The sequence below is a fragment of the Acidovorax sp. SUPP950 genome (genome assembly GCF_030158935.1).
Lineage (GTDB): Bacteria > Pseudomonadota > Gammaproteobacteria > Burkholderiales > Burkholderiaceae_C > Paracidovorax.
This window is the reverse complement of record NZ_BQXE01000004.1, coordinates 106943-130009: the sequence shown is the minus strand read 5'-3', so window position 1 is coordinate 130009 and position 23067 is coordinate 106943. Positions and strand designations below refer to the sequence as shown.

The window sequence follows — 23067 nt, the reverse complement described above, 5'->3', positions numbered from 1 at the left end:
CATCAGGTGTGCGCGGATGTGGGCGGCGAGGTGGCGCGGCGCGCAGCGCCCTTGCGCAGGGTCAGCCAGTGCTCGGGGTCCAGGCGGAAGTCGTCCGGATCGCGGGTGGCGGGCGCCGACAGGGACCAGGTCGTCCACCCCAGCCGCGTGGCGCCGCCGAGCTGGCAGGGGGGCACGTCTTCGCGGCGCAGCACCAGTTCGAAGTCCCACGCGAACTCGATGCCCAGGTAGTTGCGCACCCAGTCCACCAGCGCCTGGAAGTCTTCGCCTGAAGGCAGGAAGCGTTCGTACTGCGCCAGCGTGAGCGGCCCGATCCGCAACCGGAATTTGCTCTGTGCATCGGGCACCCGGCTTCCGACCACGGTGTCCACGCCCAACTGAGAATTGCAGGCATTGCGCGACAGCCGCGTCTGCTGGCGGGGTTCGAGTTCCAGGTAGTGCAGCGCGTATTCGATCAACTCCACCGGCACGCCGAAATACAGGCGAATGGCCGCCGTCAGGCCTTCCGGGTTGCGCGTCCAGCGGGTGAGGTGGCCCGCCATGTACTGCTTGGCGTGGTCCGGCACCGCGTCGCGGGACCGTTGCGTGGGCTCGCCCAGCCCCACCAGGCTGCGCACGTGCCGGCCGAAGGAGTCGTCGCCCGCGCGGTCCAGCGAGGTGGTCGGCTGCGGGTCCGACCAGGCCCGAAAGAACAGCAGCAAGAGCCGGTGGTGGAAGATGTCCGAGAAGCGCGCCAGCGTCGGGTCGTCGTACTGCCTCAGGCGCTCGCGCACGTACTCCGTGAGGTGTGTGGGCATCGGCCCGTTGGGCCCGTAGAGCCCGAAATTCCACACCATCAGCCGCTCTGGCTGGCCCGCCACAGAGGGCAGGACCTCCGCGAGGGTCGCCGGGGCAAAGGCCAGCGACGGGTCCTGGCCCAGGCGAAGGGACTCGCCCTGGGGCCGCAGGGCCCGGCCGAACCGGGGAAACTCAGGCTGGCGGGCCTGCAGCAGCCGCAACGTGAAGAACAGATCGAATTCGTGCGGGTTGTCTTTCAGCTTCTGCCAAAAGAGCGCCACCCCGGCATCACTCGGTGGCCGTGCAATCCGCGCCTGCCGGGCGTCGCCCGCGTCGAGCGTGGGCAAACGGCTCATGTGCAGGGCCTTTGGCCGGGCCGCACCCGCCATTGCGCGATGCGGCCGCGCTGGCGCGAATCGAGGGCCAGTTCGGTGTAGCTGTTCACCCCCACGTGCCGCGCGAAGAAGCGCTCCAGCACGGCCATCAGCGGCCAGGGGCTGACACCGGCCAGCGAGCTTTCGTCCACGCCGACCGAGACCCCCACGCCACGGCCATAGACCAGTTGCCCATGCTGCGGCAGGCGGCGGGTGATGGCGGAAATGCCCACGCCCTTGATGCTGGAGACTTGGCCGGACAGGTCCTTGTCGCCCAGGTCGAGGTACAGTCGCAGCAGATCGCGCAGCGTGGCCGCGCCCTCTTCGTCCGACAGGTCGGTCATCGCCAGGTAGTTCAGGGACAGGTGCGAGATGAGGCGCCAGGTGATCTCGTTCTCGGCCACGCTGGATGTGGGCCGCGTGGGGCCCGCGACAGTGCGAACGCGGTCCACCGGCACGGATTCCACCGTGGTGAAATCGCCCTCGCTGCTGCGCCCGCCCATCAGCAGCGGCAGGTCGCGGTTGGTGCACAGGGTGCGCACGCTCAGCTGCTTGAGATCGTCCGAAAACGGGGCTTCCCGCTGATCCACGAGGGAGATGAACACCTCGCTGCCCAGGTACTGCGTGCGGGGGCCGAAGCGCGCCGCATGCTCCGAAAACAGGCGAGGCTCCCTGCGCGCAGCAAAGTAGGCCTGGTCGCTGGACCGGATGCCATGGATGGAAGAAAACAGCGGCACGAACTCGCGGTCGTTGAGCTGACCCTCGCGGTGGCCGGTCACGCCCAGAACGCTGTAGACCTCGAAATCCCGAGGGCGGGTGCGGTCGGGCACCACGTGGTATTCGTTGACGTTCGGCGCCACATGGATGCGGTCGGCCGGGCGTTCGAACAGGTTGATCGCGGGCACGCAGTGCAGCAGGAACTTGTGCCGATCCACCTGGGCTTCCAGCGCAGGCTGGGCACGGCGCAGCAGCAAGGTGATCGCAACAGCCTTGGTCTCGGCCTTGGCCAGTGCGGTTTGCAGCCCGCGAATCGAGAAGAACCGGAACCGCGCCGGGAACGCGAAATACTCATGGAGCAGCCGGTGCCCCTGGAAGCTGCGGTGCGAGTACGGCAGCAGGGCCTGCGACTGCTCGTAGCCTTCTGCCTGCAGGGCGTCGGCCGGCAGGTGGGCCCAGACCCGCGAGGGGTCCTGCGCATCGTGCACCACGATGCCGATCAGCGACTCGTGGATCAGCTCCTGCAGATGCGATGCCACCGCATCGCCTGCCGAGATGTGCACCTCCAGCCGGTCCAGGCGCAGGTCGCAAAACCGCAGCGCTCCACGGGTGGACAAGTCGATGCGCAGGTGTGCCGCTGGCTCTTCGGGCAGGCGCAGCCGCGACAGCGGCAGATCCAGCGGCGGGCCGCCGAGACGGGCCTGGGTGAGATCGATTGGCCACAAAGTAAGCTCGTGCCCGGTGCGGAAGTCGCATGGCGTCTGCTCCTCAGCCGTCTTGCGCGCCCTCAGCACGCTGCCCACCGGCAGCGTGTAGCCATCGGCCAGGCTCCCTTCGCTCGCGCTGGGGTCCATCTGCACCACCACCATCGACGGCGTGGGGGCCAGATAGTGCGGGCAAACCATTTCCAGAATGCGCTGGGAGAGCCGGGGAAACTCCGCATCCATCTTCATCTGGATGCGGGCGGTCAGGAAGCTGAACCCCTCCAGCAGGCGCTCCACATAAGGGTCGGCCACCTCCAGTTCGCGCAGCGACAGGCGCCCCGCCACCTTGGGAAAGGCGGCCGCGAATTCGGCACCCAGTTCCCGCAGATAGCTGAGTTCCCGGTTGTAGTACTCGACCAGGCGAGGATTCATCGGGACATGCCCTCCGGCACATGGAGGACCGGTCGGATGGCGCAAATATGCATGGCCTGGATCACTTCACCGTAAATCAGAGACGACCACCTGCCCGGTTTCCAGGTCCAGGCTGGTCTTGAGCAGCAATTCCATCGGATAAGGCGCGGACCAGAACTGGCAGCGGATTTCGAACTGCAGCGTGTTGTGGTGGCTGAACAGCTTGCTGGAGGGGGCCAGGGCCACCGTCAGCGTGTCGCGAAGGATGCGGGGCTCGTGGGCCAGGATGGACTTGCGGATGGCTTTCTCGATGTCCTTCCAGTCCAGCTCGGACAGCAACTGGCCTGCCAGTGGCGTCATGCCGAAGTTGATCACCGACCGTTCTGCCTCGGGAAGGCCTTCGAAGTCGATGTGCGAGGTCGCATCCGAAGCGTTGAGCAACCAGTTCAGATCCCGCAACAGGGCCTGGCGCAGGCGGGCCTCGGTGACATAGACGGCATCGGCACGCTCGGTGCGCTTGCTGGGCTCGTGGTCCGTCAGGCGGTCCAGCAGGGCCGGCTGCAGGCGGTCCTTTCCGTTGCCGAAGTTGTCATTGGGGCGCGTGGTCGCCATGGATCGGGTCAGCCCTGGGTCGATTCGGCCGTGAACTTGATGCGGCGCACGTCCAGCAGCGCATGGTCTGCCTGCTCGGAAATCCACACGCGCTGGCCGAGGCCAGCCACCTGCTCCTGCCCCAGATCGCTCCACTCGGTGGTGCGGGACAAGCGTACGCCATCGGACGCCACGCTTTCCGAGCCCGGGTACCGGGTGGGAATGAAGCCGAGCATCTGCCCGCCGTTGACCAGCGTCACCTCGCAGGCTGACCAGACCAGATCGCGCAAGTCCTGCGGTTTTTCGAAGTTGATCTGCTGTATCGCAGTGAAAGGAACCCAGTAGTACCCGCCGTTGGCATACAACTCGCAGACCGGGCCCAGCCGCGCATCGGAATCCGCCAGCCACTCGAAGGGGGTTCCGTCCAGTTCACCCGGCGAAGCAGGCGCCTCGTCGAAGGCACTGCTGCGCAATTCGGCGGCCTTTTCGGCCTGCCCGTCCGCCGCGCACTGGAGCGCCTCGACCATCCAGCCCAGCCAGGCCGGTGGGTCCCCCAGAATCTGCGGCGTGCGCCGGCCGGCGAACACGTCCCGCCGAGCCACTTCGCAAAGAATCACCTCGCGATAGGCCTTGGCCATCGGCGCCGTCTTGCTGTCCAGTTGCGCGCAGATCTGCAACTGGTCGAGCGCCTTCTGCCACTCGCCGAACAGCACCAGCATCTGGAAGTAGTAAACGCGCAGAGACGCATCCGCCGGATCCTTGCGAATCGCCTCCTTCAAAGAACTTAGCTGCGTATCCAACGGAAGCTTGGAATCAAAGATCATGGGATGGGTGGGACCTTGAACGAAAGGGGGCATGAAGACAGCGCCGCCGATGCACCCTCCCTGCAGGATGCCAGCGCAAGACCAAGCAGATGCCATGACAGGCACCCCTTGGTTTGCGCCCTTCGAAAGTCAGCGCTGCGATGGTTCGACAGGCAAGGGAGTCATGCCCCCGACGCCCGCCCTCTACAGCGCTGGATCAGTTGCCGGCTTGCTTGACCGACGGCAGCTTGGAAACCAGGCGCAGCGAAACGGTCAGGCCTTCGAGCTGATAGTGCGGGCGCAGGAAGAACTTGGAGGTGTAGTACCCCGGGTTGCCCTCAACCTCTTCCACTTGCACTTCGGCAGCCGCCAGCGGCTTGCGGGCCTTGGTTTCCTGCGAAGAATTGGCGGGATCGCCATCGACGTAATTCATGATCCAGTCGTTCAGCCACAGCTCCATGTCGGAACGCTCCTTGAACGAGCCGATCTTGTCGCGCACGATGCACTTGAGGTAGTGCGCAAAGCGGCAGCAGGCGAACATGTAAGGCAGGCGCGCGGACAGATTGGCATTGGCCGTGGCATCGGCGTCGTAGTACTCGGCCGGCTTGTTCAGCGACTGCGCACCGATGAATGCGGCCACATCGGAGTTCTTGCGGTGCACCAGGGGCATGAAGCCGTTCTTGGCGAGTTCTGCTTCGCGGCGGTCGCTGATGGCGATTTCGGTCGGGCACTTCATGTCCACGCCACCATCGTCCGTCGGGAAGGTGTGGGCAGGCAGGTTGTCCACCGCGCCGCCGGACTCGACTCCGCGGATGGATGTGCACCAGCCGTAGTACTTGAACGAGCGGTTGATGTTCACGGCCATCGCATAGGCCGAGTTGGCCCAGCAATACTTGCTGTGATCGCCGCTGGCGGTTTCCTCTTCGAAATCGAATTCGTCCACCGGGTTGGTCTTGGCACCGTAGGGAAGGCGCGCCAGGAACCGCGGCATGGCCAGGCCGATGTATTTCGAATCATCGGACTCGCGCAGGCTGCGCCAGGCGGCGTACTCGGTGTTGGTGAAGATCTTCGTCAGATCGCGGGGATTGGCCAGTTCCTGCCAGGACTCCATCTGCATCATGGCGGGCGAGGCGCCGGAAATGAAGGGGCAATGCGCCGCGGCAGACACCTTGGCCAGTTCGCCCAGCAATTCCACATCGGTCGGGCTGTGGTCGAAGTGGTAGTCGCCCACCAGGCAGCCGAAGGGCTCGCCACCGAACTGACCGTATTCCTCTTCGTACACCTTCTTGAAGATGGGGCTCTGGTCCCAGCCCACCCCCTTGTAGCGCCGCATGTTGCGATGCAGTTCCTTCTTGGAGATGTTCATCACGCGGATCTTGAGCATCTCGTCCACTTCGGTGTTGTGGACCAGATGGTGCAGACCGCGCCATGCGCCTTCCAGTTGCTGGAATTCGCTGTGGTGAATGATCTGGTTCACCTGTTCGGACAGCTTGCGGTCGATTTCCGCAATGATCGCCTGCACCGTTTGATAGGCGTCATCCGACAGCGTGGCGGAGGCCGCCAGGGCCTGCTGGGCCAAGGTCTGTACCGCGGCTTCGACGGCCTCGCGTGCCTGATCGGTCTTGGGCTTGAATTCTTTTTGCAGCAACGACGCGAATTCGTTGCCTTCGAGTGTCTGGGCGGCTGGTGCCGCTTCCATTTGGCGTGCGTTCATGGTCGGGTCACTCCTCGCTTATTTCACGTCCGTCGATGGTTCAGCGCTGTCGGCCGGCTTGGGCATGGCAGCGAGCGATTTGAGCAATGCCGGATCCTTCAAGACCTTGCTGATCAATTCTTCGGCCCCTTGCTTGCCGTCCATGTACGAAAGCAGGTTGTGCAACTGAGTGCGAGCCTCCAGCATGGAGTTGAGTGCACCGACCTTGCGGGCGATGGCCGCGGGCGAAAAATCCTCCATGCTGTCGAACGTGAGCTCGATGTGCAGGCGGCCATCGCCAGTCAGGGTGTTGGGCACGTTGAAAGAGACGCGGGGCTTAATGGACTTCATCCGCGCATCGAAATTATCGATGTCGATTTCCAGGAATTTGCGGTCGGCAATCTCCGGCAAAGCTTCGACAGGCTTGCCGGACAAGTCGGCCATCACGCCCATCACAAACGGGATCTGCACTTTCTTTTCAGAGCCGTAGATTTCCACGTCGTATTCGATCTGGACCCGGGGCGCGCGATTGCGAGCGATGAATTTCTGACCACTCTTGCCCGTTTTGCTCAGTGTCATGATGTAACTTCTCTTTTCCTAGGATTTATAAAACGTGAGCGTAGGGTCTTGTGAAGGCATCGCAATTACAACGACTTCGCAACAACACCAACTTACAAATTCATAACAAAATGGAACGCCCATTTCTTTGGGCACGCCGCATCACCGTTCTTGGTCGGCTGGATCACCACTCCGCTACTGGAACATACCGCAGAGATGGTGCGCAGATTCAGGCTCAAACCCATGAATGGAACTTTGGACAGGCTGCAGTATCCGCACGACGCACCGTCCCGCAAGTATCTCCAGCCCTTCGCGCTTAGATGCTACAAAACGTTTACAGAGGGCTCTTCACGCCAGTGATATTTTCCACTTGGGCCACGCTGTCTGGAGACAGTTCACGAAGAATGTCAAGAAAGTCCAGGCCCATCAGTCGCACGGCCCTTCGGATCAGCAAGGGAGCAGGATTGGTGGGCTCCGTGCGTTCCAGAAATTCAGCAATCTCCATCAGGCGCGACACGGCATCGGACCGCGTGCGCAGCGCAAATCCCTGGTTGGATGCAGTAGCCAGAGGAGTTTCAACAGGTACGCCCCCCGCCTCTTCCACCGCTTCCGACACCGGCGCGGCAGCATCGGCATCCTTGGGAATCAGATCGCGAAGCACGCTGAACACGCCGCGAATCTGCTCCAGATCAGGTCGTTGATCCGCGTCGAGCCGATCATGGAAGATGGCTTGCATCGAATCGAAAGCCTCGCTGGCCACAACCCATGCGCGAAGCGTTTCGTTGCCCTGCCGCCACGCATCGAACACGGCACCACGCAACTGATCCAGCGACATCTTGATGGTGCCGTCGGCTGCCGTGCCGCGTGCCAGTGCTTCCGCGTCCCGGACATTGATCGCACCCGCAGCAGACCGCAAGAAATCTTGTTGGCGAATATCTCGCAGTTGTCCGGTCACGTCGTTCAGCGAAGCCACCGCATTCATCCGCATGAAGTGATCGCCGTCTTCCGGCAGCGGATGGAGGTGATCCCAATGCTGGCTGAACATGGCCGACATCAACTGCACGCCCTGGGACATGCCGCGCACGCCCTGTGTGTTGGTCAAGGCATGGGACAGCTTCGCCACCACCCGGATGTCTTTGGTGCGGGACAGAAGCGCAGTGGAGCGTTTCTCCACTTCACGCCAGTCCGGCGGTTCCGCCGGGATCACGGTCTCGCCAAATTGCTGCTCCGGCTTGCCGTTCGCGGCGTTTTCCAAGGCGAGAAACTCGGCGTCGTACGTCAGATCCTCACCGCACGGTGGGGCATCGCTGGTGGGCGCCAGCAGGGCGTCAAGATCAATCATTCAAATACCTGTCTGTTCGCATCGAAGAGGCTCGCTCGGGCTCAACAAAAGAAGAACGAAGGGCACCGACACGGCTAGGAAGCCTTTTTGAAAAGCCGAGAGAACAGATGGCCATCAAAGGCGCCGCCGTGCTCCACCATTTCGTGCCCCCCAGCCGCATCGGACCACCAGACGCTGCGCGCCTGTTGCGATCGCAGGATATCGCGCCCGGCGCTCCAGGGCCGGCCATTGACTGTGCTGCCACTGGACGATGGACTCAGCCCCAGGTCCGCCAGGATGCCCGCCATCGAAGGTGCAGCCGCTGGTGCCGACTGGTCTGCGTGAAACGGCCATGGCAATACGGAAAGCCTTGCATCCAACTCTTCCGCAGGCAGGGCCAGCCTGCGGGCCTCGATGATGGCGTCCCGCGTGCCGAAGAAGAACCGTTCCAGCGTCGGGTCGGATACCAAAGCGCTGGTCCGATCGGTGGCGATGGCCACTGCCGTGATGGGATAGCACCGCCCGATGCGGTCCGCACTGGGGGCCAGCACGCCGCACACTGGCGAAGTTTTCCCGCCCAGGCTGGCAATGAAGAACCACAGTGGCGACTGAATAAAGCCAGGCTCCCATTGCCCGGGTCCCTGCGCACGCAGTTGGTCCAGCCCACGGCTCACCCAAGCGTCCCATTCGTCACCGATGGCGCGGGGCATCCTGCGTCCCACGAAATCGCCCTGCCCCGGCAGCTTTCCAAACCAGGAGATGCGGGACTGCACTTGTGGCGATGCTTGACTCACAGGTTGCCAGGACACTCGAACTCCTCCATGGCTTTAAGACGGAAAGGATTCAACACACTGCCTGTGGTGATTTCGAATCGCAGGCGCCGTCCGTCGATGTTGAAAGCGGCAATGAAGCGCTCGGGTGCGTTGCCGGGAAGAATCTGCGCCCGGTCGAAGAACCGGTGCAATGCCCAGGGCCCCTCGGTGACCAAGCCAGTGTTTTCAGCCCCCGATCCGGTCAATTGCAACCGGACCTGCCCCGTGCCACGAGCTCCCGGCCAGTTCACCGACTTCGGAATCTGAGGTCCATGCTGGTAGCGCAGGACTTCGCCATCAACATCCAGCACCATTTGCGTGATGGCAGCATCCATCTCCAAGGGCTTGATGTCCAGCCGGATCGACGGCGCCTTGCCCCCGGCCCGGAAATAGACATCCCGAATGACGGAGGCACGCTGGAACGAAGCCAGCGCAGCAGAGCCGCCCACGGGCGAACCGTCCACACCCTGCTTGAAGCTCCAGGGATTGGTGGAGATATCGACCATTGGCTGCAGCGTAGTCCGGAAAAATTCATCCATGGTGCCGCCCACGGAGAACAGGCGGGCGAAGTCATCCGTCGTCACATCGCGGCCAGCGCTGCGCGTGAAGGGATAGCGACCCAGGATCGCGCGCCGGCAAAAGGCGCCGATCGTGGCGTTGAGATTTCCGCCCACAGCGGCCCGCACGTCGCGCCCCACGAAAGCCGAAGTGGCTCCCGCCAGATCTTCGTACATGACGTTCAGGGGCGGCGGCACGCGCTTGGCTTCCGTGCGCACCCGCTCCAGCGTGGCGGACAGCGAAGGCGGCACCGTTCCACCGGCACTGACCTGCTGCCGTGCCGATGCGATCACTGCGGCCGCCTCGTTCAGCACCTGCAGGCTGGCGGTCATGGGAGAAGGGCCCGAACCGTTCGAGGTGGCCAGCCGCCGATATTCGCGGAAGCGGAAATCGACCAGATCCGCCTCCAGCGTACCGCTGGAGGTGAGCCCCCCCACATTCACCTGCTTGCCCGTCAGGCGGCTCAACTGCTCCTGCTCTTCCTTGATGCGGTTGATTTTCTCTCCCAGCCAACTGCTGGTTCCTCCCCCTGCAGACGGACGCTGGCCAAGGGTGGTTTCCTTAGCGACGGCGCGAATGAACTGCTCCAGGCTGGAATTGGCGGCAGAGTACAGGCGAGCCTGCTCTCCCGCCTGATCGAGGGAGGCGATGCGCACCGGTCGCACATCGGCCAGGAAGTCCTCCCATAGCTTGGCGTACTCCATCAGGTAAAGCCGCTTGACCTCGAGCGCCAGCTGGCCGGTCAGCACTTCGTTGGCCGTGCTGCGCCGCCCATCGGCCTTGCCCAGCACCCAGCTCTCCTCCTGGGACAACAAGGCCGTGACCTTGGGCAGTTCCTGCGCGAACGCCCCGTAGTACCCGTCATAGGTGAACAGGCCGGAAATACCCTGGGTCAGCGGACGGCCACTGCGGCGGGAGAATACCTGCGGCGCCTCGGGCCCGCTGGCGCGAACCACCGTGAATTCAGGCGGCAAGGAATTGCCCGTCAGCAGCAGTTGCTTGAGCCGGCTGTAGGCCCGTTGGGCTGGTGACATCTGGGCCAGCCGCTGGCGCACTTCGGCCACCAGTTGCTGATCCATCGGCACCGGTGCCACCAGCGCGCGGTCCTGCATCAGATTGTCGAGGTGGTGGGCCAACTGGTTGACCACGCCAGATTGCACCAAGCCAGGCGGAAGAGACGTTTCCCAATCGTTGACCATCCATGCGCGGATGGCCTTGGGATTGAAGCGCTCGGGCTCGTACAGCATCAGGTAGACCTTCAACGCTTCGAAGCTCGCCTCCGGGTTGCTGGTGGACGTCTGCTGCAGTGACCGGCGCAAATGCCGGGACAGGCGCGGAAGCCAGGCATCTTCGAGCAGGCGCATGTAGGTGGCGTCCGCAGCCGTCTGGACCTTGGGCACCTGCAGCAGGCCCTGGCGCCAGCTCAACGGGGCAGAGTCGCCATCGTAGCGCTGGCTCACGGCCAGGGTCTCCGCATTGTTCAACAGCGGCAGCAAGCTCACCATGTCTTCCGGGTCGGCGTCGCGGGCGTCGTTGACCGCCTGCTTGAGTGCCGGAACCCGGTCTTTCACTTCTCCGATGTAGGCGACGTTGTTGTCGTGGCTGACGGTCCATGCGACGGTCACGCCGACCAGGGCCAGAACCAGGGCAATCAGCCCTCCGGCCTGGGCAAGGCGCAACTGACGTTCTTTCTTGGCATTGCGGCCGGTCAAGCCCGCTTCATTGAACATCACGCCTTTGAGCAGCGTTTCAATGAAATAGCTTTTCCCGCTCTTGGCTCCCACCGAAGCCCCTGCGGGCGAGGGAACCGCGAACCGGCGCGAGAGTGCTGAAAGCACCCGGTCGAACGGCATGCCCTCTTGCGTTCCGCTGGTGAAATACACGCCGCGGAAAAGCGGCTTTTCCTTGAAACGGGACGATGCGAAGATGGTGGAAAGCGTTTCCTGCAACACATCGCGCAAACCGACGAATTGCTGAGGAAGGCCGTAGATCAGCCCCCGTCGCGACAAGTCAGGCTCGGAAAGCAGGCGCTGCGGCAAGAGGCGGTTGATCTGCCCCGCCAGTTCGTCGAACTCAGCACGGAAGCGGGCTGCCGGTTCCTCTTGCACGCCCCCTTCGTTGTACGGGCTGGTGAAGCCCCAGACCTGGGCCCGCTCCTCGCGGTTCATGTTGCCGAAGAACTCGTTGAACCCCGCCAGCAAGTCGGTCTTGGTGACCAGCACATACACGGGGAACTTGATGGCGAGCTCTTCGCACAGCTCGCCCAGGCGCATACCAATCAGCCGCGCAAGGCGTTCACGCTCCGCGTCGGTGCTGCTCAGCAACTCCTGAACACTCAACGTGACCAGCACGCCATTGACAGGCTGCCGCCCCCGGAATCGGCGCAGCAAAGACAAGAATCCGCCCCAGGCGGCCTTGTCTTGCGTCTCATCGCTTTCCTGGGTCGTGTAACGTCCTGCGGTGTCCAGAAGCACCGCCTGATCGGTGAACCACCAGTCGCAATTGCGCGTGCCACCCACGCCCCGAATCGAAGCCTTTCCAAACTGCGCCTCCAGCGGAAAATCCAGACCGGAATTGACCAGCGCCGTGGTCTTGCCGGAACCGGGCGAGCCGATGATCAGATACCAGGGCAACTGGTAGATGTAGCGGCGATTCAGCCGTCCGAACCAGCCTTGTTCCGTTTGTCCAAAGCGCGTCTTGCTCAAAACGCTGATCGCCTCCTTGAAGCGGGTTTCGAGTTCTGCGACTTCTTCTTCCCCTGGACCGGCTTTTTCAGCCGGCCGGTCACCCGTGCCGAACCGGGCCAGTTGGGACAGCAGGCGAGCGTTCATCTGCTTCGCACGCCACCACTGGACCAAAAGCTTCAAGAACCAGAACGCGAAGATCGCAAAGATCAACCAGCCACGGACCTGAGGGCTTTCCAGGGGTTGGTATGGCTTGATGTAAATGAGCGGTCCGATGAACCAGATGACCAAGCTCAAGAGCACCAGCCCCAGCAGGACCAGCGTGAACCGGTTGAACAGGAAATCGAATATCTTGCGGAACATGCTTATTTTTGATTGGTGGCGCCGCCCTGGGGATTTGCACCCGGGGTGAGTTGCAGCTCGCTGTCACGGGTCTGCGGGGCAACATGCAAAACGATCTCCACGCGGCGGTTGAGCGCCCTGCCTTCCGGCGTGGTGTTCGGCGCTACCGGATCGCTTTCTGCACGGCCTTCGGCATGCAACCTGCGCCCATCGGAGACGCTCTTCGTCAGCATCGTGGTGACAGCCTGCGCACGTTCCTGGGACAAATGCCAGTTGGAAGGAAACCGGGCGGTGCGGATGGGAGAGTTGTCGGTGTAGCCATTGACCACCACCTTCCCGGACACCTCGTTCAACGCAGCCGCAATGCGCTCGATCACGCCGACGTACCGAGGCTTGACCACCGTGGCCCCGGCATCGAACAACCCATCGCCGCGCAGGATGATGATGCTTCGATCCGCCAGGTCGTTCACCTCCACCAGACCCTCTCGAATTTCGGGCTCCAGGAACTGGCGCAACCTGGGCTTGGGCGCGGCGGCGATGACGGCAGGGGCCTGCGGAAGCCGGATACCGTTGATTGATGCGAACAGATCGTCGGACCGCGATGCGAGGCGGTAGTTGAACCAGAGGAAGATCAAAAACGCGATCAGCAAGGCCAGTGCGGCCGCCACCCAAAAGGGAATCAAGGTCCACGGCGGCACCGCCGCGCGCTGAACGCCACGCCAATGCAGCGACAAGGCACCGCTGCGGTCCCCCCTCGCCCCTTCGATGACTTGAAGCAGACGGGCCTTGAGGCTCTCCAACTGGCTCTTGCCGTTTTCGACGACGTGGTACCGGCCTTCGAAACCCAGCATCAGGCAGAAATACATCAACTCGATGAGGTCGATGTGCTGATTGGGCGTCTGCACCAGCTTGGAGAGCAACTGGAAAAACTTCTCACCGCCCCAGGTTTCGTTGTGCAACGCAACCAGCAGGCTGTACTTGGGCCAGACACCCGAGCCACCCCAAGGGGTCTGCGCCGCCGCTTCGTCAATCGCCGTGCAGATGCAGTACCGGGCACCGATGATGGTCTCCATCGGCACGCCGGTGTTGCCGGCCCGGCTTTCGAACTGCCGGATGTTTTCCAGCAGAAACTGCTGAAATCCACCAGGGTCGCCATTGGTGGCCATGGCCCGGATCTGAGGGATCAGATTCAGCAGCGTGTTGGAGGCAGCCACGAGGGGGTTACCCCCGCTGACGACATCCGGAAGCGCTGTTTCGCGCACCGCGCCGCCAGGGGTGTGAGGTGCCGTGGTCCCGGCCCGTGGCGCAGCGGCTCCAGTGCCCGTATCGAAGGCAAATACATTGCCAGAGGTTTGAATGGACATATCGGTTCTTAACGGCGAATGGCCCACATCTCAAGCTGCAGTTCAGGAAACTCGCCGGAGACGTGCAAGGCCAGGCCGCCGGAGTTTTGAAGTTGGCGCCACAGGTCGTGCGCTGTATCCAACTCGAAATACGAGTAGCCGGCGTGGTAAGGAATTTCGCGGGGAGCGACCGGCAGGGACCGCAGAGTGACGCCAGGCAAATGCAGATTGACCAAGTCCCGAATGCGCTCCACCGGGCCCAGTTTGATCTGGGTCGGAAAGTGCGCCCGCAGAAACTCCACCGTCGCCTGCGAATGGACCGCCAGCACGAAGTCGCAACTGGTCAGGAGTTCGGTGCTCGGGATCAGTGCGACATGCACGCCATACTGGCGTTCCTGCAGTTCGATCTGGATGGCGTTTTGTTCCAGCACTGAAGACAAGCCACGCCGCAGCTCCAGCATCAATGGCAGGAAAGAGCTTCGCAAATCGTCATGGTCATAGGCAGGCATGGGCGCAGGACGCCTCTGGTCGCGCGTGAAGGTGGCCAGTTCGCCCGCCATTTTGAGCAGGTCATCGAACAGCCGCTCAGGATGGATGGCGCGGATCCGAACCCAGTGCTCCACCGCCGGCTCCCAGCGGTTCAGGAACTGGAGCATCAGGAAGTCGCCGACCTCCCCCACGCCGCCGCGCCCCGGCTGGGTCAAGCGCTCCTCCAACGCAGCGCCACGCTGGCGCAGCAGGCCAAACAGCTCACGGCAGAACACCGCAAGGTTGGACATATCGGCATTGGTGACGACCGTGGGTATGAAGGTGGGATCCAACAGCAGCGAGCCATCTGCGCGGCGCTCCACCACCTGCACCAATGGCAGACTGACCCAGCCATCGGCAATGTCGTGCGATGCACGCAGCGCGAGCTTGATCTGCCCGACCTGCACCTCGGCAGCCTGCGCTCCAACGTCGTTGGAATCCGCCACTTCGATCACTTCTGCAGCGTAGCGCACGAGTGCGCTCGGCTCGGATCCCAGAGACACTTCAGCAGCCATGCGCCTGCGCATCGGCAAAGCCAGATGAATGACCGTGTCTTTGACGTCTTTGCCGATGCTCAACGCAGGCGGGGGCTCGTCGTGGTGGGGAAAGCTGAAAGGCGTACCGTCCGGCAACACCCCTTCGGCAGAGATCAAGCCGATCTTGCCCAACGCGAGAAGCTCCGTGTCCAGGACGAGGCTCGAAAACCCCCAGAAGAAGAACTGCGTGGGCAGCGTACGTGCCTGCACCAGAAAATCGGTGAATCGATCTTGCTGCTGAAAATGCTGAGGGCGCAAGAACATGCCCTCCGCCCATACGACCTTGCGCTGCCAGACCATGATAGTTACTGCGTTTTTTCTTGGATTTGAACTTTGACGGCATCCTGGGAGACGGTGACCAGATAGCGCACGGGCTTCAGGCGTTCAGTCTCACCCAGACCCCACCAGCGCCGGCGCATCTCCACCGAATTGGGTGCCGGCGCAGTGGCGCGCCAAGTGCTTTTCTCCAGGTCACGATAGCCCGCGAAGAATGCAAAGGCACGGACCTCGGCACTTCCTTTTCGCTCAAAGACGCGCCGCTCCCCTGGGACCACCAGAAACTCTTCACGGCGCACGAAGTCGCTTGCCAACTGCGCTTCGTCTTTTTCTTGAAGGTCCAGAAAACTGGCTTTGTCGAACGCAGCGGTGGCACGCAATTCGTACATTCGAAGCAAGATGGGCTTGGGAGCGCCATGCACATCGGGATTGAGCTTGGCGTCGGCAACCACTTCGAACACGGCTGAAGGAACGGCCGTAGGGGCTTCCTGAGGACGGTTCATCGAACTGATGACTCCGCACCCAGCGAGACCCAATACGCCAACACCCACGGCCCCTCCGAGCAAAGCACGGCGCAATCCATAAACCCGATCAAGCATCGTCGATTCCTTTGTTGGTAGAACTGGTTTCACAGCCCGTCTTCACTGGGTGACACCCAAATGGCGAATGCGCTGAAGTTGTCCTGGTGCGGCTTCCCCTGCGCGCGCAGCGTGGTCTCCATGTGCTCCAGCCAATCTTCCGGGTTCTGGCTGAGCCGCAGTGCCTCTTCCATATCGTCTTCATGAATGCCTTCCCAAAGTCCATCCGAACACAGCAGGAAGGCATCTCCCGCCACCAGATCGACGGCTTTGGAAAGCACGGTAGGAGGAATCTGCGATTCGGCCCCGACAGCGCCCGCAAGAACGCTTCGATTGGGAAGGTCCCGGGGGTCCTCGTTGCGATAGACCCCCGCATGCAGCAGTTGTTGCACTACGCTGTGGTCTTCCGTCATGCGATGCACTCGCTGGTCCCTGAACCAATACAGCCGTGAATCGCCCCAATGCGCCCAGAGCGCCCGACCCTTGGCCAAGTCCAGGCACAGCAGGACCACCGTGGCACTCATGTGCCTGCGGGAAACCGACACCGGTTGCTCCACCGCGACCGTATGCTCGGCCAGCGAAATCAACGAGGCCAGGCCTGCGGGGGCGAACAGCGGGTTGTGGCGAAACCCATCAAGGACCGCGTTGACCGTCAGCCGCGCAGCCAATCCGCCGTGACCGTGGCCACCAGCCCCATCAGCCAATGCGCAACAAAACCCGCGGCCTCCTACATCCACCATTCCCAGGAAATCGTCGTTGGTCGCGCGCGAGCCCCTGTCCGAGAGCGACGCTGCGGTGAGACGGAACCGGTACTGATCGCCAACAACATGTGCAATCACAACTTGGCCTTTGCAGCGGCTTCCGCGTTCTCATAGGCTTCCAGAAAGGCCTGGCCAGAGAAGGCAGTGAGATCGTCCTCCGCGTCCCGACGGATGGCATCGAAGTTTTTCTTGTACTCGTCCCACAAAGCCGCCTTGCGGCCGATGGAGGAAACCTTTCCAAGCATCCCGCCAATGGAAGCGGCCTGCTTTTCCAGCTCGACCGGATCAAAGCGGGCCAGCGCCTCGGCATAGGCCGCCCGAATACCGGCCATCAATGCCAACTGGTGCACACAAAGATCCTGGTAGGCGTCCTTCATGGCCGGAACTGGCTGCATGAACCCCGGAAAATTCTGTCCGATCATCTGCATGATGACGCCATCCGGCGTGGGCAAAAACTTCAAGGGGTTGTTGGCACCGGAGGCGATCACCGTGACGCCCGCGCGGAACTCCCGCTTGATCTCGGAGCGGGCTGCCAGCAAGTCAATGGTTCCCTGCACTGCGACACGGAACGCCTCGCCAAAAGATCGCATGAATTCCGGCGTGAGCGTGGGTTCCAGCTTTTTGGGCAGCACCCCGGCGCCGTCCAGAAAAGCGGTGACCAACGCGCTCAACTCCGCGGGAGGCATGGCCGCCAGGCCTGGCAAGGTAGCCGGTGCAGGAAAGTCGGAAGAAGGCGAAGGCGAAGGCGAAGGCGAGAGTGCAGGTGCAGGTGCAGGTGCAGGTGCAGGTGCAGGTGCAGGTGCAGGTGCAGGCAAATTGGACGGTGGAAGCGGCTCCAAAGGTGCCGCAAAGGACATGATTTCGCCCCGGTGTTGCACTGTCCGATCCTCCAGGAACGCCGGCGGGACTGCACTTTTTTCCAGGACCGGAGACACCGGCTCAATGGGAGGCAGCCAATCGGAATCCGCTGCAGGCAATCCGCTTCCGAAACTGTCCAGGTTCAGCCCCTCCACCTTGCGAAGGCCTGGCAAAGGCGCTATCACAGGCTCGTTCGGTAACGGTATCGCCAGATCGGGGGGCACGACCTTGGCCTTCGTGGAAGACACCGCCGCATCGACGCTGATGGCCTCGATGCCCAGCGCCCCCACAGGGAGACGCTCGTCCGTACCGCTTCCAGCAGCCGTACTCTTCGGCATGCTGAAAGCCTGCGATAGATCGCATCCAGGCACTGCAAGTGAAGTGTCTTGAAGGGCTGGCGATTCGCGGTCCTGCTGAAACAAACGCAACGGGTCCAACTCGTTGCGGGGATCCAGCGCCTTGGGCAGGCCTGCATGGGCAGGATTGTCCATCTGATGCTCGAAGCGTCCGGAAACCGGCAACGCTTTCAGCAACTCGTCATGACGAAGATTGGCGACGTCCGTCAGACTCTTCGTCTGCAAGCCACCGGCCCAGGGGTCGCCCTTTTGCGCCTGCTTCTTCGGGTCCTGTGCAAACAGATCGAAATCGTCCGGGATGACCAGTGCCCGATGCGCAGCTGCCGGCGCGTTCCGAGGCATTGGGGTATCGTCCCATCCGGAAGGCAGCGGCGCAGTGGCAACACCTGCAGTTGGAGATAGGTCTGCCGGCAGCACAGGCACTTGCAAACGGGTGTCCCGGGACGAATCGGAGACCAGAGGCTCGGCCGGCACACCAGGAGGCACCCCGGCAGCGGCCACCTCTTCGTGAGGCATCGCCATGAACGCAGGCACGGTCGGCGGTTCCGCGTCGGAGGATGCCTCGATGGGGTCTGAAACCAGGCCCAGGATGGCAAAAGGATTGGTGTCGCCCGCATCAGCCGGGACTTGCAACTCCTCCAGGAGGTCGCTTGCCGGCGTTTGCGGAGCGGCAGCGGGTGCGGCCTCCAGAGGTGCGACCGGCGCAACATCTGCTTTAACGGCAGGTGCCACTGGAGCAGGCAAGGCCTGCCCCGGCAGCAACGCGTACAAGCGATAAGGGCCGATGACCACTTCATCGCCGATCGCCAGCGGCACCTCTTCACCAGAGCGTACCTCCTGTCCGGCTACGGTGATGGAGCGGCGTTCGCAAAGGTTGGCGATAAAAGCCGCCTCGGACTCCATGCGGACCATCGCATGCACGCGGGCCACACTGGCATCGGAGTCGGGCAGCACCAACTTGTTCTGCCCTCCGCGACCGATGGTGCCTCCGGCAACGCCGAAAACTGCAGACCAAGTCCGATCTACTGCAAGATCGGCCTGTTGAGCGACTCTGAGTTCGACTTTATCCATGGACGGTGCCTGACTGATCCGCTTTGCTTAAGGGGCTTTTCGATTGCTGCGCTGCTTTGCACGGGCTGCCGCAGCGCGCGCCGCATTGAACTCCCGGCCCCAAACGGGGTGCCCCTTTTCCGCCTCGGTCAGCTGAAAGGTGGGATCCTGTTCGAGCGCCAGATCGAAATGCTGGCGACATTGCCTGAGCCGGCCCATCGCACAGTGGCTGAAGGCGATGAACTTGAGCACTTTTACCTGAGAGGCCAGCGGAAGTTCAGCAGCGCCGATCAGAGGGGTCAACGCAGCAATCGCATCGTCGTAACGACCATCTGCATACACATCCAAGGCACGCGCCAGCGCTTGCTCCTTGGCAGCCACAGGATCCTGCTTGGCAGGTTCAGGCACGGCCGGCTGCTGACTTGCGGCATCCGCTCCCGGCGTTGCCGTGGCCTGAGGGGGCGTCTGGCAGGCAGTCAGCAACAGGCCGAGCATGCACTGGCCAACGATTAAAGGAAATCTGTATTTCATGCTACCTCGCATCAAAATCATGTTCGATGGTGAACGTCTCACCATCAATGACAGTGATCACTTTCTTAACGGTTTCAAAGCCTGGATTAGACAACTCCAGCGAATGGGAGCCAGCCGGCAACTTCAACTGCGTCAATGGAGGACTCACCCCCATCGCCTTGCCATCGACTTGCACGTGCCCCCAGGGCGACAGCCGAATGCGGACATTGAATGCAGCGTCTTTCTCTGCAGTCTTGAACAGCGCGCTGACCGGCACGGAATTCGATGTCTGAGCGGCAGTCATCCGGGATGCGGGAACCGCAGCTGCAGTGACCGCCTCCGCGGCACGGGCAGTACCCGGGGTTGTCGCAGGGTCTACAGAGGCATCCAGCACCGGTTTACCGCAGCGGGTGGCCCATCGTGCCTGCGAACGGAAATAAGCGCTGCGCCAGGGCGTGTTGTTGAGTTCATAACCATCGATCTTGAACGAGGGGCGTACAGCGAACGCCGCGTCGAATTCCGATTCGCAGCGCTTTCCCTCTCCGTTCGTGCAATAGATGAATGCCAAATACTTATGCGCTGATGCGCGCTCCTGTCCATCCGGCAGGCCGGCGAACAAGGCCGATTGAAACGCGCGCTCGGCGGTCTGAAAATCTTTGGCGTCAAACAACGCAATGCCTTGACCCAGATATTGCCGGCCGGTGTTGACCGGGGCCGTCTCAGACCTGCCGGGTGCGGGTTTTTCGTCGCAATCTGCAGCGGCGTGAAGCAACGGCGCGTGACTCAGCGCCACCAGACAAGCAACGCGTCCAAGCGCAATGAATGGCCTGAAATGCATCATTCGAACTTGTGCGTTAAAACGACCGACTCGCCCTTTTTCACCAACACCATCTGTGTCACGGTGGGCGCAACCGGGTTGGAGATATCGATTCGGTGAAGCCCCTCGGACAAGGTCAACTGGGTCAATGGCGGAGTCGTTCCTGCCGGCACCCTGTCGACCGATACGTTCCCCCATGGCATGACGCGCAAAATAATCTTGCCTTTGTTTTCGGCATCTGCCGTGCGGGTTACCTGCGCAGGTACACGCACGGCCTCCTCAGACGTGGGCAGAGCACTCGGCGCTGCAGGAACCGAAGCCGCCGGCGTCGGCACGGATGCGGGAGGCAGCTTCGCGGGTGCAACATCCGCCACCACCGTGGGTGCCGATGCCGCCATCACAGGAGCCGAAGCCGGGGCCTGCTGCGTTACGGGAACCGAGGCCGGCGCCATGGCCGACGTCAGCGCAGCAATTCGTTCTTCGGCTTCAACACGGTGCACACCATTGGGGAAAAGACTCAAATAAGTCCGCAATGAATCGGGCGTATTGATGCGGGCCGCCAGCATCCATTGGTCCGATTCCTGGGCATCCTGGGCCACGGCGGCTGTCTTCGCAGCGTCATCACCACTGGTGATCCACCATGCGCCACCTGCCGCAACAACCAATGCAGCGAAGCCCAATGCAGGGATCAGCCACATGGGGCGCTTGGTTGGCGGGGCATGTGCGGCACCTTGTTGGTTGGCCGCAGGTTTGGTTTTCCGGGACTGCGCTTTCGCAGATGACTCTGCAGAGGGCGATGGCGGCGCATGCACCGGCGCACTGGCAGCCTTGGAGGGCCGAACGTCAGTGGATGGGCGTTGCTGGTGTGCGGTGTCCAAGCCAGACACAACGGGGGCATAAGCCTCGCTGGGCACGGCGCCATGCCGCGCATCGGGGTGAGGAGCGATTGGCGCAACGGCCTCTGCAGGAAGCTGCGGTGCAGTAAATGCCGCTGGAGCCGCAACCGCCGATGGGACGTGGACGGGCGCATCCACTGAAGGATCACTTTCTTCGGCCACACTGAGACCCATCAAACCGGAACTGGGCCATGACAAGGTGACAGTCTTCAAACCCAGGAGGTGCCGCAGATCGCCGATGGATTGCGGGCGGTCCTGGGGTTTGATCGCCAAAGCGTGGTGCACGCCACTGAGGAATCTGGCACTGAAACCTGGACAGTTTTCAGGCACGAGGGTGGACACCGGATCGTTGATCATCCGAGCCACCGACGTCGCAGGCGGACGACCGGTGATCGAGAGATAAAGCAACGCGCCCAACTGGTAGATATCCGTCCAGGCGCCTTGGGGCATGGCGCCGTCATCGACGTACTGTTCGATGGGTGCAAAGCCCGGCTTCAAGACCATGGTCAGGGCCTGGGTCATGTCCCCGATGATTCGCCGCGCTGCGCCGAAATCCAGCAGCACCGGCATGCCGGAAGATTGCAGGAAGATGTTGTCCGGCGCGATGTCCCGGTGGTAGCAGTCCGCAGCGTGCAACATCTCCAGCACATCGAGGATGGGGGCGATGATGGTCGACAGCCATTGTTCGTCCATGGCCTTCGGCTGCTGGTTCAAAAACGTCCGGAAAGTCTGGCCTTCGTAATACTGCATGACCATGTAAGCAGTACCGTTCGCCTCAAAGAAGCGATAGACATGCACCAGCGCAGGATGCGAGAACTTCGCCAACAGCCGCGCTTCGTTGATGAAACTGCGCAAACCTGCGTCGAAAGCGCCACGGTGCTGGGAGCGGACGTGGATCTGATTGGACTCCTTTCGGCCCGCCAACGTCGATGGCATGTACTCCTTGATCGCCACGATGCGATCAAGACTCAAGTCTCTGGCCCGGTAGACGATGCCAAAGCCGCCCTCTCCAATGACATCGCTCAGTCGGTATTCACCAACCTGGACACCGGGAGCCAGGCAGTTCGCCGAACCACTTATTTCCTTGTGCATGTTTTCACGCTTTTGCGCATCTATGTCGTGGAAGTTGAAGAACGAATCAAGTCAACTCTGAGTGCCCTGCGCACCGAGCCCCAAGGCAGAGATGAAAAGCAGGAGCACTTGCCGCCAAACAGGCCAAGTGGGATTGTGGACGGGGTTCCTGCATGCACGACCCGGACCGAGCCCTGGCGTGCTGCCGCAGCATCATAGAACAGCGATAGGCCCGGGACGCTGTAGACCCCTCAGATCGCAGCATCCGAAACAAGACCCTTTGCCATCACGCCCTTTTTTGGAAGTGGCGAGTCTACCTTCACATGCGAGCAACCCGTTACCTATGGAAGCCAATTCAAACCGCAAAACAAATTGTTTCCTCTGTTTCTTTGGGGCGCCAATTAGTCCGAACTTGTATCACCGAAATGACACGCGGCACTCTTATGATCGCCGGCAGATAAACAGATCACGGATCGGCATCGCAAAAGCGGTCCAGAGGGAGATCGCCGCACAGGCATTTATTTTTCCTCTTGCTGCCTTTCTACACAGTGACTGTTTCTTCAGGTCAGCGCGTCCCATCTGTTCACGGGCCCGCAGACTTTTCATTGACTTTGCGTACCAAACATCGCAACTACAGGAGAAGCAATAATGTCAGTCGATATGTTCATGAAGGTCGAAGGCGCCAGCGGTGAGTCGCAAGACTCCAACCACAAGGGCTGGACTGACATCAACTCGTTCACCTGGGGTGCCACCCAGCCGAACTCCATGGCCAGCGGCGGTGGTGCCGGCGCCGGCAAGGTCACCTTCCATGACCTGAACATCGTGGCCGCCATCGACAAGTGCTATCCGGCCGTGCTCAAGCACTGCTCCACCGGCAAGCACTTGGGCCAAGTGGAAATCTCTCTTTGCAAGGCCGGCGGCACGCAAATCGAATTCGGCAAGATCACCCTGACCGACGTGATGGTGACCAGCGTGACCGTCAGCGGCACCGACGGCAGCGACTCTGTCCTGGTGAACTATGCCTTCCAGGCAGCCAAGGTCAAGACCCAGTACTGGGAACAAACCAACCAAGGCGGCAAGGGTGCGGAAAGCCAAATGGGCTTCAACATCAAGGAAAACAAGGAAGCCTAATACGCTTCTTG

At 62.0% G+C, this 23067-nt stretch carries 18 protein-coding genes; 1 reads left to right on the top strand and 17 read right to left on the bottom strand.

Going from position 1 to position 23067, the window contains the following annotated elements; genetic code table 11:
* Positions 1-2: 2 nt before the first annotated feature.
* The 17 genes from tssG to AVME950_RS17445 form a co-directional block, all read right to left on the bottom strand.
* The gene (gene tssG / locus AVME950_RS17525; RefSeq protein ID WP_284430797.1) at positions 3-1133 is read right to left on the bottom strand and encodes a type VI secretion system baseplate subunit TssG; all 1131 of its coding nucleotides are present in this window, start codon (positions 1131-1133) and stop codon (positions 3-5) included.
* Positions 1130-3004 carry a type VI secretion system baseplate subunit TssF gene (gene tssF, locus AVME950_RS17520; protein ID WP_284430796.1) on the bottom strand — a complete coding sequence of 625 codons (1875 nt, stop codon included), beginning with the start codon at positions 3002-3004 and terminating at the stop codon, positions 1130-1132. Before tssF ends, tssG begins: the two co-directional genes overlap by 4 nt.
* A gap of 66 nt (positions 3005-3070) precedes the next feature.
* A complete protein-coding gene (gene tssE, locus AVME950_RS17515; RefSeq protein ID WP_272552281.1) occupies positions 3071-3595 on the bottom strand; it encodes a type VI secretion system baseplate subunit TssE in 525 nt (174 codons plus the stop codon).
* 8 nt (positions 3596-3603) lie between these two features.
* Positions 3604-4398 (bottom strand): type VI secretion system accessory protein TagJ, encoded by a 795-nt coding sequence (locus tag AVME950_RS17510; RefSeq protein WP_284412226.1) that lies wholly within the window; start codon positions 4396-4398, stop codon positions 3604-3606.
* A gap of 196 nt (positions 4399-4594) precedes the next feature.
* On the bottom strand, positions 4595-6091 hold the full coding sequence (gene tssC, locus AVME950_RS17505; protein ID WP_272563858.1) for a type VI secretion system contractile sheath large subunit: 1497 nt from the start codon (positions 6089-6091) through the stop codon (positions 4595-4597).
* Positions 6092-6109: 18 nt separating this feature from the next.
* Positions 6110-6649 carry a type VI secretion system contractile sheath small subunit gene (gene tssB / locus AVME950_RS17500; RefSeq protein WP_272563859.1) on the bottom strand — a complete coding sequence of 180 codons (540 nt, stop codon included), beginning with the start codon at positions 6647-6649 and terminating at the stop codon, positions 6110-6112.
* A 313-nt stretch (positions 6650-6962) separates the two neighbouring features.
* Positions 6963-7970, bottom strand: coding sequence for a type VI secretion system protein TssA (tssA, locus tag AVME950_RS17495; protein ID WP_284430795.1), 1008 nt, complete (start codon positions 7968-7970; stop codon positions 6963-6965).
* A 74-nt stretch (positions 7971-8044) separates the two neighbouring features.
* The gene (tagF, locus tag AVME950_RS17490) at positions 8045-8722 is read right to left on the bottom strand and encodes a type VI secretion system-associated protein TagF (protein WP_284430794.1); all 678 of its coding nucleotides are present in this window, start codon (positions 8720-8722) and stop codon (positions 8045-8047) included.
* 17 nt (positions 8723-8739) lie between these two features.
* Positions 8740-12366, bottom strand: a complete 3627-nt coding sequence (gene tssM, locus AVME950_RS17485) for a type VI secretion system membrane subunit TssM (RefSeq protein ID WP_284430793.1) — start codon at positions 12364-12366, stop codon at positions 8740-8742.
* 2 nt (positions 12367-12368) lie between these two features.
* Complete coding sequence (locus tag AVME950_RS17480; protein ID WP_284430792.1) at positions 12369-13709, bottom strand: DotU family type VI secretion system protein; 1341 nt, start codon at positions 13707-13709, stop codon at positions 12369-12371.
* An 8-nt stretch (positions 13710-13717) separates the two neighbouring features.
* Complete coding sequence (tssK, locus tag AVME950_RS17475; protein ID WP_284430791.1) at positions 13718-15052, bottom strand: type VI secretion system baseplate subunit TssK; 1335 nt, start codon at positions 15050-15052, stop codon at positions 13718-13720.
* 5 nt (positions 15053-15057) lie between these two features.
* Positions 15058-15627: a type VI secretion system lipoprotein TssJ gene (gene tssJ / locus AVME950_RS17470; RefSeq protein WP_284430790.1), complete on the bottom strand. Its 570-nt coding sequence runs from the start codon at positions 15625-15627 to the stop codon at positions 15058-15060.
* 29 nt (positions 15628-15656) lie between these two features.
* Positions 15657-16445 (bottom strand): PP2C family protein-serine/threonine phosphatase, encoded by a 789-nt coding sequence (locus AVME950_RS17465; protein ID WP_284430789.1) that lies wholly within the window; start codon positions 16443-16445, stop codon positions 15657-15659.
* Positions 16442-18652 (bottom strand): type VI secretion system-associated FHA domain protein TagH, encoded by a 2211-nt coding sequence (tagH, locus tag AVME950_RS17460; protein ID WP_284430788.1) that lies wholly within the window; start codon positions 18650-18652, stop codon positions 16442-16444. Before tagH ends, AVME950_RS17465 begins: the two co-directional genes overlap by 4 nt.
* Positions 18653-18679: 27 nt before the next feature.
* The gene (locus AVME950_RS17455) at positions 18680-19162 is read right to left on the bottom strand and encodes a TssQ family T6SS-associated lipoprotein (RefSeq protein ID WP_284430787.1); all 483 of its coding nucleotides are present in this window, start codon (positions 19160-19162) and stop codon (positions 18680-18682) included.
* Position 19163: 1 nt separating this feature from the next.
* Positions 19164-19979, bottom strand: a complete 816-nt coding sequence (locus tag AVME950_RS17450; protein ID WP_284430786.1) for a PEGA domain-containing protein — start codon at positions 19977-19979, stop codon at positions 19164-19166.
* Entirely contained in the window at positions 19979-21946 is a 1968-nt protein-coding gene (locus AVME950_RS17445; protein WP_284430785.1) for a serine/threonine protein kinase, read from the bottom strand. The genes AVME950_RS17450 and AVME950_RS17445 overlap by 1 nt, the downstream gene beginning before the upstream one ends.
* Before the next feature lie 627 nt (positions 21947-22573).
* Between AVME950_RS17445 and AVME950_RS17440 the strand changes: the two genes are divergently transcribed.
* Positions 22574-23056: an Hcp family type VI secretion system effector gene (locus AVME950_RS17440; RefSeq protein WP_284430784.1), complete on the top strand. Its 483-nt coding sequence runs from the start codon at positions 22574-22576 to the stop codon at positions 23054-23056.
* The last annotated feature ends 11 nt before the right edge of the window (positions 23057-23067 follow it).

Excerpts from the sequence above, each read along its gene's own strand:
- AVME950_RS17455 (WP_284430787.1), bottom strand. The coding sequence starts at position 19,162 with ATGAAATACAGATTTCCTTTAATCGTTGGCCAGTGCATGCTCGGCCTG.
- tssG (WP_284430797.1), bottom strand. The coding sequence starts at position 1,133 with ATGAGCCGTTTGCCCACGCTCGACGCGGGCGACGCCCGGCAGGCGCGG.
- AVME950_RS17480 (WP_284430792.1), bottom strand. The coding sequence starts at position 13,709 with ATGTCCATTCAAACCTCTGGCAATGTATTTGCCTTCGATACGGGCACT.
- tssB (WP_272563859.1), bottom strand. The coding sequence starts at position 6,649 with ATGACACTGAGCAAAACGGGCAAGAGTGGTCAGAAATTCATCGCTCGC.
- tssJ (WP_284430790.1), bottom strand. The coding sequence starts at position 15,627 with ATGCTTGATCGGGTTTATGGATTGCGCCGTGCTTTGCTCGGAGGGGCC.
- AVME950_RS17445 (WP_284430785.1), bottom strand. The coding sequence starts at position 21,946 with ATGCACAAGGAAATAAGTGGTTCGGCGAACTGCCTGGCTCCCGGTGTC.
- tssM (WP_284430793.1), bottom strand. The coding sequence starts at position 12,366 with ATGTTCCGCAAGATATTCGATTTCCTGTTCAACCGGTTCACGCTGGTC.
- tssC (WP_272563858.1), bottom strand. The coding sequence starts at position 6,091 with ATGAACGCACGCCAAATGGAAGCGGCACCAGCCGCCCAGACACTCGAA.
- tssA (WP_284430795.1), bottom strand. The coding sequence starts at position 7,970 with ATGATTGATCTTGACGCCCTGCTGGCGCCCACCAGCGATGCCCCACCG.
- tssF (WP_284430796.1), bottom strand. The coding sequence starts at position 3,004 with ATGAATCCTCGCCTGGTCGAGTACTACAACCGGGAACTCAGCTATCTG.
- tssE (WP_272552281.1), bottom strand. The coding sequence starts at position 3,595 with ATGGCGACCACGCGCCCCAATGACAACTTCGGCAACGGAAAGGACCGC.
- AVME950_RS17440 (WP_284430784.1), top strand. The coding sequence starts at position 22,574 with ATGTCAGTCGATATGTTCATGAAGGTCGAAGGCGCCAGCGGTGAGTCG.
- tssK (WP_284430791.1), bottom strand. The coding sequence starts at position 15,052 with ATGGTCTGGCAGCGCAAGGTCGTATGGGCGGAGGGCATGTTCTTGCGC.
- AVME950_RS17510 (WP_284412226.1), bottom strand. The coding sequence starts at position 4,398 with ATGATCTTTGATTCCAAGCTTCCGTTGGATACGCAGCTAAGTTCTTTG.
- AVME950_RS17450 (WP_284430786.1), bottom strand. The coding sequence starts at position 19,979 with ATGCATTTCAGGCCATTCATTGCGCTTGGACGCGTTGCTTGTCTGGTG.
- tagH (WP_284430788.1), bottom strand. The coding sequence starts at position 18,652 with ATGGATAAAGTCGAACTCAGAGTCGCTCAACAGGCCGATCTTGCAGTA.